Below are 14,916 nucleotides of genomic sequence, written 5' to 3'. Positions count from 1 at the left end.
TCAGTGATTCTTGTGTTGATTGTATTCTCATAATACATCTTAAAGTTTATACTTTCAGCGCTCTTACCTTTAACCTCTTGGTATTTAAAAGCCATTTTGAAGTTAGCTTTTGTGCTGATGTGAGAATTTATAAGAACTTTATCTTTAATAAGACATAATCTACATTCTTGAAGCATTCGTGCCCCAGCTCCCTGCCGGCATGCCTTAATGGTCTATATATTTGGCACAGGCCCCTCAAAAAAAATAACAGAACCCTTAAAGCACTTTAAGGGTTCTGTTTATTATTTTATTTATTTGACATATTTAATTGCATACTTGTCAAGAAGCACTTCGGATTTGTTCAATTGCTTAATTCCTTCTGCCACCTTCTTTTCACCTGCATTGAATTTGGACCAATTTATTTTGGTCGTCCTCAAGCTGTCCCGCATTATAGTGAACCCTTCCAACTGGAGTTTTGCTCCTGCCAGATAGGAGGTATGTATTTCTTTCAACTCTACATTATTAGCTTTGAGGTTTTTCAACCCGGATACAAATTTAGTATAATTGGGCAATACAGTATTGTTTAAAGTAAGAAAGATTGTTTTTCTTGTTGAATCGTTCAGGAAACTATTTTGATTTAACGTAGTTATGGCTTTCTTTTCATAGCTTCCTAATGGCTGCAACTGCTCGATGTAATCTTCAAGATCCTGTAACATAATTTCTTCGTGTGTAGGTTCCTTTATAACTACCGGCTTAGTTGGTTCAGGAATGACTGTATAATCATCCACCACTTGAACAGTGAATACATAAGGTTCAAACTTTTCTCCAATATTGACAGTTAAGGTAGCATTCCCTTTATTTATGGCATGAAGTTCAGAAACCCATTGCGTTTTTCGTACGACCTTGACAACATTCTCATCTGATGAGATTGGAGTGAAGTCATGTTCTGTAACGTCTGCATCAGTCCAGTCAGTGATGGCTATTTCGTATGATTTCCACTCCCCAACTTTTATCTCAGCAGGTTTGGTCACTTTGACAATGTCGGTGATGTTCTGTGCAGCCGCATAAATACTGCCAACCCCAAACACAACCGATACTATAATTGCTAGCATTAGCGAATAAATCCAACTCTTTCGTTTCATATAGCCTTCTCCCAGCTTAATTATTAATAGTAAAGCATCTACCAATTTTGCTAATGTATTCCTTGAATAGGTTACAGGTAGCAAAAATAGCATAATACTTTCCTCTTATATTATATAACTTAGCAGGAATAATTGTCCTATTTTTTTTTGGTGTGCTTCCCGTTTCGAAGCACCGCCTTTACAAAAAAATGGTTTTCCGTCCGGGTCTATTCTGATCGCTCACACAAATGCCGTCCGCCATCAGATTCCAAACGCTTCCTTGTTTCCGAACGCGAGTATAGGCGAGCATTTGACACCTGTGGCCTGCGTCAAGTCGGTGTAAGACATACATTAGACAATCAAATCGGCAATAGTAACATGTTCTTGTCCATTTTCGGCAATGGGACCAAGTTCTTGTCCTGAGTAAAGGACAAGAACTTGGTCCCATAAATCAGAAAACCAGCGCTGGGCGCGGGCTCTTATGGGACTATGTTCTTGTCTTCTGACATACAATGACAAAAAGTTACCTACATAAATATAAATGTCACCCTCCCTATAATGATAACAAAAAATTGATCTTCAAAAAAATAAAATTTTCCTCAATGTAAAAAGACTATCTCCATTAGGTAATAGCCTTCGATATTAATAAATCACGATTTTGCCAGGAAAAACCCTATTTAACATATCACGCATTTCTTCTTAGCATTGCTTTTAATTATTAGTATTTCAGAAATAAGTATTCCGATGACATCTTCAAAATGGATATTCTCTTATGTAGCGGTTCTTTAATGTTGTTCTAATTCAGTCAATTTATCTTCGAGATACAAGTACGAGTCAATCCCTCGATGGAATTTTTTACGAACCGTTACACGCTAGATTTTAGGGTCCGAGCCGTACTCTCGTCTAGTAAAGGTTGTGGCTGATTGGGATCCAATTCGCTTGGTAACCTTGTTTTGTTCTCTCCCATTCGAATCCGCCATCTCTTGAAATGGACGAGGTAGCTGCTGAGCAAACTACCAAGCACGTCTCAGTCGTTCATCAAACCGTATGCAGAGTGAAACGAAGTAGTCTTCTTCTCGGTCACAGACAGTCGACTAGATTCGCTCTCTCCCTTAGAAAGTTACAATAACTTTGCCTTGTGAGTGACCAGTAGAAACTTGTTGTAACGCTTTATTAATATCATCAAATTTGTAAGTAGAATCAATTGAAGGTTTAATATTGTCATTTTCAATAAGGCTAGTAATCTCTTGTAGCTGTCTTCCATTGGCTTGCACAAATAAAAAGTGATATTCTTTTTTATCTCTTGCTGCTAAACGGTCTAAACGTGCACCTACTAAAGAAAACAACATTTTTTTCCACATTGGAAGATTATTTTCAACGGCAAAGCGATAATTTGGTAAAGCCTTCAATGATACTAATTTTCCTTGAGGTTTTAAAATATCAAGTTCCCTTTTTATTTCGTTTGTACCCAAGGTGTCTATAACATAATCTATATTGGATAGAATCTCAGCATAGTTATCCTCCTTATAATTTATAAATTCATCTGCTCCAATCGACAGTACACGTGATCGACCTCTTTCACTGCCACTTGTAATAACGTATAACCCCATTGCTTTAGCAATAGGGATTGCCATAGCACCGAACCCGCCAGTTCCGCCAGGAATAAATAGTTTTGCATTAGGCTGAGCGTTGAGCACTTCTTTCAATGCTTGATAAGCTGTTAAAGCAGTAAGTGGGACCGCAGCTGCTTCAATAAAGGATAGATTTTTAGGCATTTTAAATATAGCTTCATCTTTGACCGCCACATATTCAGCGAAAGCTCCTATTTTATTCACCGGCAACCTCGTATAAACTCGGTTACCAACCTGAAAATCAACAACATCTTTACCACATGCTTCTATAACACCAGAAAGTTCATTGCCTAATGTTAATGGGAAATCATAATCAGCAATCATTCGGATACTGCCATTTAAAATAAGAATATCTAAAGGATTTACACCTGCAGCTTCTACTTTAACGAGTACCTCACGATTATCGATTTTCGGTATTTTAACATTGTTTATTTCCAAATGAATTTCTTTTGAGTATTTCTGTATTTGAGCAGCTCTCATGTTGTGCCAGCTTCCTTTCCATTTGCAAATCTTAGAGCGTACAATTTTCAGTTGTACGCCATTTGTGATTTCACTTATTCTTATTGCTGTTGAGCTTTTAATTCTTCCATTATAGGGTAGTCTGTATAACCTAAGCTTCCGTTACCAGCGTATAATGTTTTAGGATCAACTATATTTAAAGGTGTTCCTTTTTTTAGACGTTCCACAAAATCCGGATTAGCTAAAGACCAGATACCGACTGGCACCACATCAGCAGTACCACTATCAATATCTACACTAATATCTTCAAGTGCCCGCCCTGCTCTATTGACCAATAATGGATTTGACCAAATTGAACGAATTTCACGGAGCAGTATTTCATTCCCTAAATGCATAACATGGAGGTATGCTAAATTATACTTAGCTAATTCTTTTACAAGATGGCGATAAACCTCTGGTCCTTGTACGCCTTCATCAATCCCACCAAGAGGTGTTCCTGGTGAAATACGGAAACCGGTTCTTTCTGCTCCAATTTCTTCAACTACTGCTTTTGTTACTTCGATTGCAAAACGAGCACGATTCTCCACAGATCCACCGTATTTATCGATTCGTTTATTAGAATTTTCACCAATAAATTGATTAATTAGATAACCGTTGGCTCCATGAATTTCAACCCCATCAGCACCTGCTTTAATAGCTGCTGCAGCTGCTTTTCGAAAGTCTGCAATAGTATTTTGAATATCTTCTTCGCTTAGCTCTCGTGGAACGGGTATTTCCTGCATTCCTTTATCAGTAAACATTTCTACACCAGGTGCGATCGCTGAAGGTGCAACTGCTTGTCGATGATGCGGAGTATTGTCGGGGTGCGATATACGGCCCACATGCATTAATTGTATATACATAAAGCCCCCTGCTTCATGTAATGCATCGGTAACCTTTTTCCAACCTTCTATTTGCTTTTCAGTATAGATGCCAGGTGAATTTAAATAACCTTGTCCATCATCAGAAGGTTGTGTACCTTCACTAATAATTAATCCCATTGATGCTCTCTGAGCATAATAAAGGGAGCTTAGTTCTCCCGGTGTGCCGTCCTTTTGTGCTCTACTACGTGTCATAGGTGCCATTGCTAATCGATGAGGTAATTCCATATTTCCAATTTTCGTATTACTCCACAATTTGTTCATTTTGTAGTCTCCTCTATAAATTAAGTTAGAAATGAAATTGTTATTAAGAAAGATGAGGGTACAGTGCAGGAACGCCACCTGCAAGTCCACCTTGTATCATTCGGCTGTTATCATCAGCAATAATTTCAAAACTGCCAGATTCTATGCCATCAATAGCTATTTTTGCGATATCTGCAGGGCTTACTTTGGGAACTTCTAAGCTGGATGTCATGTCTGTCTCCATAAAGCCAACATGTAATCCTGCTACTCTCACATTATGTGGATACAAGTTTATACGTAAATCGTTCGTCAATGCCCATGCTGCAGCCTTCGCGGCTGTATAAGCACCCGCAGTTCCGGAACTAAACCAAGATAATGCGGAAAGAATATTTAAAACCGATCCTCCCCCGTTTTTCTCAATGATCGGTGCAAAAGCACGAACCATGTATAGCGTACCGAAGAAGTGCGTATCAAACTCCAACTGTATTTTGTCCACATCACCTTCCAGCAAAGAAGCGCCAGTAGATGATCCTGCATTGTTGATTAATAGCGTAACGTCCTTAGCGAGGATAGCAGCTGCTTCAACTTCTTGAGTGTTGGTAATATCAAGCTTTACAGGTATAACGCCTGGAATATCAATGGTTTCCGGATTTCTTGCACCTGCATAAACCTTAGCCCCTCTGGATAGAAGTTCAAGGGTGAGATGGCGGCCAAAACCTCGGTTTGCTCCAGTTACAAATGCCACTTGTTCAGAAATTATCATTTTATTTACTCCTTTTATTCATCTATTAACTACTATATGGGAATGATCATTCTAAAATGTACACAAGAATAGATCATTCATGAAAGAAAACTAAAGCAAGGAAAGAAACATATTTTGAGAACGATCATTCTAAAAAATATACAAGAAGGATCGTTTAAAGAGATCTATAAACGAGACAACACTCAGTTATGAGAACAATCATTCTAGAATATGCATAAGCAATTATTTTTAAATAATAATTACTTATGTAAAAGTTTAATTGATAAATCGGCTATTCGATGTAATTTTTCTTTAGGCACTGAGGTCCTTGTCATTACCCTTAACCCCACACAAACAGAATGCAGATGTTCCGCTAGATCGTCGGCATTGTAATCCGAGCTAAATTCTTCATCCTGCTGCCCCCACAAAATAATATCTTTGAGCAGCTTCTCTGATAATGTGAACGATTCAGTGGACTTCAAATCCACATTGGCATCGCGCATTGCTAGTTCCACGGCTGAATTCACCATCAAACAGCCTGAGGGCGAATCTTCTTCACCATTTATTATGAAACTAAAGATAAGCTGAAGTGCCTCAGTTGCAGTCTTGGAACGTTTAACTTCCCTCGTAAGCTCAGCATTCACTTTATCGCGAAAACGGTCCATGGCTTTCAAAAACAGCGTATGCTTGTCGCCAAATGTGTCATATAAACTTCTTCGATGAACTCCCATATGCTCTACAAGATCTGTCAAAGATGTCTTCTCGTAACCCTGTTCCCAAAAAAGCTTCATCGCCTTATCTAATACTTCATTCTCTTCGAATTCTTTGCTTCTTGCCATTCGATTCCCTCCCTAATAGTAAATGTAACATATTGAGAACGATCGGTAAAGAATGGATTTTCTAATCACTGTTAACGATGTGCTCTCTTAGCTTTCTTCTTTACTCCTTCCGACTGGTCTGTGGTGCCTTACCTCCGAGCGGATCCCTTCCCTGTCCTTTTTATTTATCTTAGACTTTTCATACAGGACATTTCTTAGTGCATAAATCATCATAGCGCGACTATGTAGGTAACTTTAAGTCAATAAACCACAATGTAGGCACTTTTGTGTCATTGGACAGTAATAGTTCGTAACTTCATCCATCGAAGCAAACCACAGTGTTGCCGTCCACTGTCCATCACTCACCTCACTTTTTATATGATAAGCAATTTACTAAGATAATCATTCACTTATATCAATTGCTCCAAGATAAAAAACCCATATCGACCCTAGTTATAGGGTGATATGGGCGCCTGCCTTGAGATGTTATTTTTTAATTGCAGCTTTCAGAATTTCGATCTTCTCTTGTCGTGATAGATCCGATGAGGTTGAAATGCTATATCCAAATTTACCGCCATTTTGCCAAAAAACGTATTTCGGGAAAACATTAGCCGGTAAATCATCGTCAAAAAATCCATTATTCTTAGTTCCATCGGCGTCCACAGTATACTTCGTAATCGCAAGCGTATCTTTCCCGTTCGTGTATTCCAGGCGAATATCGTCGGCTTCTTTCCAGTCCATTTTTTTCGTGAAGACCGGTTTGCCGCTCTTCTTCCCTTCAGCTCTCAAATCATCGATGAACTTGCCTCCCAAGGGTCCTCCGATTCTCGCTTTGGAGAAAGTGTAGCCTTCTGGCAGGTTGGAAGGCTCTTGCAAGACAGCGCCTTTTAAGGTTGCTGCTTTCTGAAGATATTCATCGAAGGAAGCATATTCCTTCGTCAGCCCCCAATAGCTAAGATCAAGTCCGCTGTTCAACGCTTTATATTTATGATAGATAACATACGTGTCACCCGTCTCTTTAACCAATTCCTTCACGCGATTGATTTCATCGTCGATATATTTTTTATCCTCTGCTGGAAGTGCCTTAGCTGCATCCGCCGCTAGTTTATTCATTTTATCCATTTCTTGCTTATACAACGCACGGTCTACCTTAGATCCATTGAATTCCTCAGGATAGGTGATATCTAATTGACGATCCCCAGCTTCTGATTGTGCCGAAACAGCTATCGTTGCGTTCCCATCATCTTTTTCCTTGGCATTGACCAGCGTCACGCTGCCAAGCGCGAGAATGATTGTCATCCCTAAGATAGAAAGGCGATATGATTTTTTATTGAATTGTTTGATCATGATAAGTCTCCTTTTCATTTGTTTATGTGTCGCAGATAGGCCGGCAAGTCCCGGCAGGCGATGGTCTCCCGAGAAATGTTCCAACACTTGGATGATCGTCTGCCCATACGCATTATTTTGCTGTGGTCTCATCCGATCCAGCACGAAGGCATCACAGGCCATCTCTTGATCTTGTCGCGCTCTGTTCACTGCAAGCCATACAAGTGGGTTGAACCAATGGAGAATCAGAACCAGGTGCATGATCCAATTCACGGCTACATCCCTGCGACGGACATGAGCGAATTCATGCGCCAAGATATACTGAAGCTGTCCTTCATGCAGCGACATCAGTAGACTTGGAGAGATGACGACTGTCGGCTTACAAAACCCAACGACGGCCGGACCGGGAATACGCTCGCTGGAAACAAATTCAACTTTGCGCTTCACGCCGAGCTGCTGCCGTGTATCATGGAACAAGGCCAATAACAAAGGCGTTTCTATACGGCTACCAGCGCGCAGGGCATGTTGCAATCGCAGCTGATCGTATATGGTTTTCGCGACGAGAAGCAGTACACCCGTAAGCCAGATCAGTACCAAGACTGGAACAAAGCCCATCGATGTAATTTCATTCCACCAGAAACGGTTCTCCGGCTTGCTTCCCGATGTATCCGTGGATGCGGTTAATTCCGTTATCCCAACTACAATTCCATATTTCTCCGGAACAGAACCCTTTACGTGTTCTCCTGTCTCGCTTGCACTTATCGATGGATCTTGCATTTGCTGGTGAATGCCAGGCATGAAGGATTCCAGAGATAATACATTATAAAGGCTAAGAGAAGACTCTGGTGCCCAAGGAAGCAGCAAGCGGATCGCCACGGGTATCCAGAGCAAATATTTCCATCTGGCTTCCAGTTTGTTTTGGAATAAGAATTGCAGAATCAAGATCAGCATGACTAGAATGCCTGCCATGAACGATCCCTGGATCACCCAGCCGAAGAATGACACAACAGTTTCGTATAAGCTTGGACTCATTTAGATTCTCTCTTTTCTAGTTCCCCAATTCTGCCGCTATTGTCGAATAACGTCTTTAAATCCTCAATTTCCTGCGTATTCAGCTTCTCATCTTGGAGGAAATTAGCCAACATCGGCATAATGGAACCACCATACATCTTCTCCATGAAGGAAGTAGTCTCGGAACGCTGATATTCTTGCTCGCTGAACCGAGGATAAAATAATTGCATACGCCTCGAACTCTGCTCCAGCTTCACGCCCGCCGCTTCCTTCTGTACCAGTCGGCTAAGAAGCGTTCGGGTCGTATTCGGGCTCCAGCCCATTCGATCCGTCATTTGTTGAACAACTTCACTAGAATAGCAATCTGGATTTAGCCACAATACCCGCAAAATTTCGAGCTCTGCATCCGTTATGGATGGTATTCGGTTCATATATACAACCTCCAAATCTAACTTGCGCAGAATGCATAGGATGGGTGAACTGCTGCGCATGCTCAAGGCAACCTATCACTTCTTGACCGCTGCTTTTAGAATTTCAATCTTCTGTTCTCGGGTGATATCGGATGAAGTTGAAAGGCTGTATCCGAATTTGCCGCCAGCTTGCCAATAAATGTATTTTGGGAAAATGTTTGCCGGAAGGTTATCGTCAAAATAACCTTTCTTCTTCCCTTCCTTCGCATCCACCACAAACTTCGTAATCGCAAGCGTATCTTCCCCGTTCGTGTATTCCAGGCGAATATCGTCGGCTTCTTTCCAGTCCATTTTTTTCGTGAAGACCGGTTTGCCGCTCTTCTTCCCTTCGGCTCTTAAATCATCGATGAACTTGCCTCCCAAGGGTCCTCCGATTCTCGCTTTGGAGAAAGTGTAACCTTTTGGCAGGTTGGAGGGCTTTTGCAAGACAACGCCTTTTAAGGTTGATGCTTTCTGGAGATATTCATCAAAGGAAAAGTATTCCTTCGTCAGCCCCCAGTAGTTAAGATCAAGTCCGCTGTTGAGTGCCTTGTACTTATAATACATGACATAGGTATCTCCAGTCTTGGCGGTCAAATCCTTCACTCTCTTAATTTCTGCGTCAACCACCTTTTTTTCCGCTGCCGTTGGAGCTTGATCGGCTGCTTTTTTAGCCGTCGACTTCTGGGCTGACTTGGAAGAAGCCGCGTCTACCTCAAGGTTCATCGATGAACCCAATAGTAGAACACTGCTGAGGGTTGCGATGGCTAATTTTGATGCTGCTTTCATGTGAAAAACTCCTTTCTGTGATCCTGCTTTAAAACTACACGTGTAGTTATAATTCAATACTACAGTTGTAGTTATATTTTGTCAACACTATTTTATCGGACCCTTTTCGAGTATCCATGAAATAAAAAAAACTCCTCCGGAGAGCAGTTTGATCGTACGATGGATTCGTTATTGCTGTTGTAGGATCTGGCTGGAGATCTGCTCGAGCACGTTCTGATTATTGTCCACCAACAGGATGACATGATCCGGATTGAGGCTGGACAGCGCTTTGAGACTAGTTGGAAGCAGTCCTAGGTCATGGAAGATTAAATCGGCGATGCCGGTCTTCACATAGATTGTATGCTGGGTAATTTTGTGGAATTATACTAATAAAAAAACCGCGATTTACGCGGCGGTTCGACGTTAGGCTGAATGGTTCTACCTTTAATCAATTTTCTTATCGATCATCGTTGTTGCGACTCTCGTCAAACAAAGCTTTCAAGTCATCAATTTCTTTCTCGTTCAGCTTCTTATCCTGCAAAAAATTAGCGAGCATGGGTTTCAAGGCGCCGCCATACAGTTTCTTCATGAACGATTTGGTCTCCGACTTCAAATATTCTTGTTCGCTGATGAGTGGATAGAACAAAAAGTTCCGTTTGGATCCCTCTTCCTGTGTTGTTCCCGCCGCTTCTTTCTGCACTAGACGGTTCAGGAGCGTCCTTGTCGTATTCGGGCTCCACCCCACTTGTTCCGCCAACTGTTTGACGACTTGGCTGGAAGGACAATTCGGACTGGCCCACAATACGCGCATCACCTCGAGCTCCGCATCCGTGATGGGTGGTATTTTTGTCATGCCTAAACCCTCCAAAATCAAGTTATGACTACATCTGTAGTCACAATTAAATAGTACAATTGTGGTCTGATCTTGTCAACCTGCAATGTGTTACATTCTGAAAATAAAGTTTTGCCGATCGATATCTTGACCTTTAGGTTTGACCTAAGATATATCTTGGATATATGCCGAGCTATTATTTTTAGGAGTGAACGTGCCTATAGGAATGGTTTAACTTTACCAAATCAAGGCTCGTGGCAATAGGATCATGTTTTTTCCGTTTTCGGCAATCAGTACAAGTTCTTGTCCTGAGCAAAGGACAAGAACTTGTACTGATAAAAGACATGAACTTGTATCTATTCCCGATTAATCTACCCTCCGCAATGAAAAATACTGATCCAGGGAAGATCAGTATTTTATAAAGATTTTAAATGATAAAGATCTTGAGAAAACTCTCCAAATGGCTACTTAACGAAGTATGAATTGATAAGCGAACAGAGATTTTAGAGTATAAGAAAAAATATCCTTACGGTAAAGTGAATATTAATGTTACGTTGAAACACACCGAGCGAACGCGCCATGAAACGCGCCGTCGATATTATAAACGGAATCGCAATAAGGTACGTCGATAAAGATGTGGAAAATAACGTAGACGTCGGGTGCCCTTCCTCACGCCTCTTTTCGTGTGGTAACAAGATATATTCAGGATTCTGTTCTGCATACAAAGTGGAAGTATATGCACGACACAAAAAAAGGACACTCCCAGAAAAAAACTAAGGAATGCCCTTTATTCTCATTAAACTAAAAAACTTTTTCCTTATAATTACTAATCAGCTCTTCTTTTACTGGTTTATATTACCTATTTTTTGATTTAACAGACTTACTATTTCCTTTGAATTATTACTCATTCCTTCGTCAATATTCTGATTCTTATTAGATTTTGAAAGTAACCGCGAATAGTTTTCTGTACTTGTAGCTTCGTCCTCAGCTTGTTTTGTTTCACTCAATAAAACTTTTGATCCGTCTGAATTAACAAGATACTGTCTAATATAAGCGCCTTCCCTTGCTGTAACCAGTTGCCCCTTTTTTTCTCCGGATTTGTCCTTCTTTTCTTCATCATCTTTCTTTTCAACTGTTTGTATGAGAAGCGTTGATTTAAACAACTCTTTGTTGTTTGTTAGATTGTTGTGTTGGTTAATGTGATAAACGCTAGGACTAGAATTATTAATACGCATGACTCCACATCCTCATCGAATGGAATTTATTAAAATAGTTGTAACATATCATTTAATATCGGTATCTTTTGTTGAGTGATGAATACAAATTGCGATTTGGACAAAAAAGGGACGCCCGCGGCCATTAGCCTAGACGCGACGAGTATAGCCTGTGCGTCTATGTCTAGGTTATAGGGATCAATCTGACGTTTGGATTGGTACAAGCGAGGGAATAGCGTTAATGTCATTTGTTACGTTATTATTATTGTTCATATATTTATGTATGGCCCCTAATTACTTTTTCGTCAACACATTTTTCTATCAATGCCAATGGAAACCAACGGCAGAGATCCTTCGAGTAAAAAAAACAACAGGCTGAGTTGCCTCTTGTAACTACCATCTGCACAACGTCTCCGTGCCCGTTGTACAGGTAATAATAGTCCTAATGCAGAAAGACTGCCGGCAAATTTCTCCGACAGTCTTTCTCTTAAAAAGTAGTATTCTTATCTTCATATTCGCTGGACAATCCCTTAAGCGATTTGATTTTACCATGGGGATGCTGTTCTTGCTTTCGTGACTTCCAGGCAGCTTCTTTCCTTCTCTTCTGGTGAGCCATAAAAGATATCCTCCTCTGGAAATTGAGATGTATACTACTTCCTTATGATGTCATTCCATGGCTACGTTCATTCATATAATTATTTTGTGCTTACAGGCATAATACACTAGGGTATTTGTTTTTTTGGTACGTTCTCTTGTATCCGTTGGCCGCTGGTGCATACTGTAGCGGCACAATCGAGTTTTCCGAGCACGGTTAGAGCTGGTTTTCCAAAGGCAATTGCATATTTTTCAACGAGCTTTGTTTAAAAGTTTGTTTTTCAGATTTCCACCTGTTGTGCGGTTTTAAATTTTCCTGAGAATCCTTATTATGTTAACAAAAAAATACGACCACGGAGCTCCCTTGGGACTAAGACTGCCCTGTCATTTATTATTCTGCAAATAGTTTCGCATACGGATTTTCGATCTTTTGTTCGCTACTGCTCTTACCTGTGTTATTTAGAACATAATATTGATAGAAATGGTTTGAAAAATTTAATGATTCCAATGCTTTAGCCATAAATGGATCTTCCGTCTGATCACTCAATTGGTCCCCTGTCCAAAAATAATGCAACATGAGACGATTCTGGTTATACGGATGTTTGATAATGTAGGCTCCGGATTGATTAGACTTATTCATGATTTCCTGCCATTTAAAACCGACTGTATCAGCACGCTTGATGATGCCGGACTTCAAGGCTTGTACAAACCCATTCGCATCCGGTTTGCCGATGACAATGATATTACTGTCCCCTAGCTCCTTCTTAAGCTTGTTTTTTAATACTTGACGTTCTGTTATAATCGTTGGTTTTATTCCTGCTATTTGGAAGAAGCCTTGAAACTGGTTGAGCAGCTGATCCTGTTGTTTTGTTGCTTTGTCCGATGTCATACGGTCGCTCAAGATAATCGTTAGCGGCTCGCCCTGCAACGTTTTATCGATAATTCGGCTCATCGTTTCAAACGGAACCTCTGGAAACTGCACAAACACCGAATGGTATATTGATTTAAATTGCTCGTACATATAAGCGGCTTCCTCGTCCGCTGTTAGACGATATTCAGACTTCAACGAATAATTGGGCTGGCGCAAATCCGCTTCCCAATCCTCTCTGATCTTTTTGCCCGCTTTGTTCTCAACAACCTGAAGCAGTCCTTCGATCGTCGCATTTTTGTATACATACTGGTCAAAATATGTCTGCATCAACTCATCAAACTTCTCTTCGCCAAGCGTACGATACAACTCATAGATGGCTTGACGGCCTTTTTTATAAAAAATGGCGTCGGGAGAATCGCCAACCTTATCATTGGTCGCATCAAGCGGACTATCTAACGATACTTCATCGATTTGAATCACCTTGAATCCATTTAACGGATTTCCTTGTTTCTCATAGAAATATACCATAGAGAAATCGGCAAATCCTTCATCTAGAAATGATTCCTTCTCGGAATTATTTCCAATTAATGCGTGGAACCATTGATGCGCAATTTCATGGACAAATGCTGAATGGTTTGAAATATCTGGCTGACCCTCGATCATACCCATCTGAATCATTCGCGAATATTCAACAGCGATCCCTTCAACGTACGATTCAACAATTCTGAACTCCGGATAAGGATATTTACCATATTTTTCGCTGAAGAAGTTAATGACTTTAAACGCTTGATCAATATATTGATCGATAATCTGTTTTTTGTCTTTCTGATTATCAAAGTAATAGTATTGTATGGTCAGACCATCTCGTGTAACACTTTCTACTTTAAAATCTGGACTCGTGAAGAAGACAAATTCTCTCGTATTATTCGCAGTGGCCGTTACCATCTTGCGGCCTGTTTCGGCATCCTGTACGTTCAGTGTTCCAGGCATGGAAACCTGATAATCGGCGGGTACATTCATGGTTACCTGATAATCCGCAGAATCATAATAATCGGATTCAAATGTAGTGCTGTAAGGAGTTTTGTCCCACGTATGATCTGCAGGGTTATAGACCGAAAGCACAGGGAACCAATGAGCACCATTGATGATATTCTTGTAATGGGACAACCGCTGTGAGCCATAAGGAATTTTTACGTCAAATTCAAGTTCCAGTGTGATAGATTGCCCGGGCTGCAATGCTTGTCCTAATGCAACCTTAAGTGCCTGATTCGTATTATCGAACTTCAAGGGTTGACCTAACGACTTCACATTGTTGATGTCAATGCCGCCCAGGAAATCTTCAGGTTTTTTATCCGGATTTTCCTTTGCCATTCGTTCATTTGAATTTTCGAACATACCCGACTGTGTTTCCTTTGAACGGTTTGCATCTGCAAAGGTGTGAAACACAATATTGTCCAGTGTATCCTTCGTGTTGTTTCGATAGGTCACAGTTTCTGTACCGTGAATTGTCATCTTCTTCTCATCAAGCCTTGCGTCTACTTGATAGCGCGCAAGCTGATGAACAGCCGCATCCGCTTCTAGCAACGAATCGTTCTGAATCGTTGGTTTCGCCGCCATCGCTATCCCCGTCCCGAAAACAGGGCCTGTACTTAATGCGACAACAAGACTGCCGGCAATCATGCACTTCGGTAGTTTAGTATTCCAATGTTTAAGTTTATTCATGTTGCTCCTCCTAATGATAAGTTCCTAATCATGATCGTAGATTCTCGAGTATGTACAAAGACTAGTATAAAGCTCTTACTTTACACGAGTTTTAAAGGAACCTTACATTAACCTTAAAAGGAATCACTTATAGTTTTTTAAAACTGATACTCTGCACAAGTGTATTGCACTAACTCGATAAAACAGCGTTCCAAGGAGGTCCGCTCCCACACTTGG

The 14,916-nt window shown here is 40.6% G+C and carries 13 protein-coding genes and 1 pseudogene; all 14 read right to left on the bottom strand.

The features are described from left to right. Positions 1–290 precede the first annotated feature (290 nt). The 14 genes and pseudogenes from MKY99_RS15795 to MKY99_RS15730 all read right to left on the bottom strand — a co-directional run bounded on the left by MKY99_RS15795 (position 291) and on the right by MKY99_RS15730 (position 14,700). Entirely contained in the window at positions 291–1,121 is an 831-nt protein-coding gene (locus MKY99_RS15795; RefSeq protein ID WP_339264894.1) for a hypothetical protein, read from the bottom strand. Positions 1,122–2,212: 1,091 nt separating this feature from the next. Then, on the bottom strand, positions 2,213–3,211 hold the full coding sequence (locus MKY99_RS15790) for an NADP-dependent oxidoreductase (RefSeq protein WP_339264892.1): 999 nt from the start codon (positions 3,209–3,211) through the stop codon (positions 2,213–2,215). Positions 3,212–3,291: 80 nt separating this feature from the next. Next, complete coding sequence (locus MKY99_RS15785) at positions 3,292–4,374, bottom strand: alkene reductase (RefSeq protein WP_339264890.1); 1,083 nt, start codon at positions 4,372–4,374, stop codon at positions 3,292–3,294. Positions 4,375–4,417: 43 nt separating this feature from the next. Next, positions 4,418–5,116: an SDR family oxidoreductase gene (locus MKY99_RS15780; protein ID WP_076298629.1), complete on the bottom strand. Its 699-nt coding sequence runs from the start codon at positions 5,114–5,116 to the stop codon at positions 4,418–4,420. A 239-nt stretch (positions 5,117–5,355) separates the two neighbouring features. After that, a complete protein-coding gene (locus tag MKY99_RS15775; protein ID WP_076283651.1) occupies positions 5,356–5,934 on the bottom strand; it encodes a TetR/AcrR family transcriptional regulator in 579 nt (192 codons plus the stop codon). A 465-nt stretch (positions 5,935–6,399) separates the two neighbouring features. Next, positions 6,400–8,271, bottom strand: a complete 1,872-nt coding sequence (locus tag MKY99_RS15770) for a M56 family metallopeptidase (RefSeq protein WP_339264888.1) — start codon at positions 8,269–8,271, stop codon at positions 6,400–6,402. Beyond that, entirely contained in the window at positions 8,268–8,681 is a 414-nt protein-coding gene (locus MKY99_RS15765) for a BlaI/MecI/CopY family transcriptional regulator (RefSeq protein ID WP_339264886.1), read from the bottom strand. Before MKY99_RS15765 ends, MKY99_RS15770 begins: the two co-directional genes overlap by 4 nt. Positions 8,682–8,756: 75 nt before the next feature. Then, positions 8,757–9,488, bottom strand: a complete 732-nt coding sequence (locus MKY99_RS15760) for a hypothetical protein (RefSeq protein ID WP_339264884.1) — start codon at positions 9,486–9,488, stop codon at positions 8,757–8,759. Between the two features lie 168 nt (positions 9,489–9,656). Then, on the bottom strand, positions 9,657–9,818 hold the full coding sequence (locus MKY99_RS15755; protein WP_339264882.1) for a hypothetical protein: 162 nt from the start codon (positions 9,816–9,818) through the stop codon (positions 9,657–9,659). Between the two features lie 106 nt (positions 9,819–9,924). Then, on the bottom strand, positions 9,925–10,320 hold the full coding sequence (locus tag MKY99_RS15750; protein ID WP_076283655.1) for a BlaI/MecI/CopY family transcriptional regulator: 396 nt from the start codon (positions 10,318–10,320) through the stop codon (positions 9,925–9,927). Between the two features lie 821 nt (positions 10,321–11,141). Continuing rightward, the gene (locus tag MKY99_RS15745; RefSeq protein ID WP_339264880.1) at positions 11,142–11,534 is read right to left on the bottom strand and encodes a hypothetical protein; all 393 of its coding nucleotides are present in this window, start codon (positions 11,532–11,534) and stop codon (positions 11,142–11,144) included. 113 nt (positions 11,535–11,647) lie between these two features. Further along, positions 11,648–11,786 (bottom strand): annotated as a pseudogene (locus tag MKY99_RS15740) (MarR family transcriptional regulator); the annotation flags it as partial. 214 nt (positions 11,787–12,000) lie between these two features. Next, entirely contained in the window at positions 12,001–12,129 is a 129-nt protein-coding gene (locus MKY99_RS15735; RefSeq protein ID WP_234540893.1) for a DUF6254 family protein, read from the bottom strand. A 369-nt stretch (positions 12,130–12,498) separates the two neighbouring features. Continuing rightward, positions 12,499–14,700 carry a M1 family metallopeptidase gene (locus MKY99_RS15730; protein ID WP_339264878.1) on the bottom strand — a complete coding sequence of 734 codons (2,202 nt, stop codon included), beginning with the start codon at positions 14,698–14,700 and terminating at the stop codon, positions 12,499–12,501. Positions 14,701–14,916: the final 216 nt, after the last annotated feature.

The sequence above is a fragment of the Paenibacillus sp. FSL R5-0470 genome (assembly GCF_037975205.1).
Taxonomy (GTDB): domain Bacteria; phylum Bacillota; class Bacilli; order Paenibacillales; family Paenibacillaceae; genus Paenibacillus_AQ.
Note: the sequence above shows the minus strand (reverse complement) of the source record. Positions and strands in the feature narration are given on the sequence as shown.

Excerpts from the sequence above, each read along its gene's own strand:
- MKY99_RS15770 (WP_339264888.1), bottom strand. The coding sequence starts at position 8,271 with ATGAGTCCAAGCTTATACGAAACTGTTGTGTCATTCTTCGGCTGGGTG.
- MKY99_RS15730 (WP_339264878.1), bottom strand. The coding sequence starts at position 14,700 with ATGAATAAACTTAAACATTGGAATACTAAACTACCGAAGTGCATGATT.
- MKY99_RS15745 (WP_339264880.1), bottom strand. The coding sequence starts at position 11,534 with ATGCGTATTAATAATTCTAGTCCTAGCGTTTATCACATTAACCAACAC.
- MKY99_RS15735 (WP_234540893.1), bottom strand. The coding sequence starts at position 12,129 with ATGGCTCACCAGAAGAGAAGGAAAGAAGCTGCCTGGAAGTCACGAAAG.
- MKY99_RS15795 (WP_339264894.1), bottom strand. The coding sequence starts at position 1,121 with ATGAAACGAAAGAGTTGGATTTATTCGCTAATGCTAGCAATTATAGTA.
- MKY99_RS15750 (WP_076283655.1), bottom strand. The coding sequence starts at position 10,320 with ATGACAAAAATACCACCCATCACGGATGCGGAGCTCGAGGTGATGCGC.
- MKY99_RS15775 (WP_076283651.1), bottom strand. The coding sequence starts at position 5,934 with ATGGCAAGAAGCAAAGAATTCGAAGAGAATGAAGTATTAGATAAGGCG.
- MKY99_RS15765 (WP_339264886.1), bottom strand. The coding sequence starts at position 8,681 with ATGAACCGAATACCATCCATAACGGATGCAGAGCTCGAAATTTTGCGG.
- MKY99_RS15790 (WP_339264892.1), bottom strand. The coding sequence starts at position 3,211 with ATGAGAGCTGCTCAAATACAGAAATACTCAAAAGAAATTCATTTGGAA.
- MKY99_RS15780 (WP_076298629.1), bottom strand. The coding sequence starts at position 5,116 with ATGATAATTTCTGAACAAGTGGCATTTGTAACTGGAGCAAACCGAGGT.
- MKY99_RS15785 (WP_339264890.1), bottom strand. The coding sequence starts at position 4,374 with ATGAACAAATTGTGGAGTAATACGAAAATTGGAAATATGGAATTACCT.
- MKY99_RS15760 (WP_339264884.1), bottom strand. The coding sequence starts at position 9,488 with ATGAAAGCAGCATCAAAATTAGCCATCGCAACCCTCAGCAGTGTTCTA.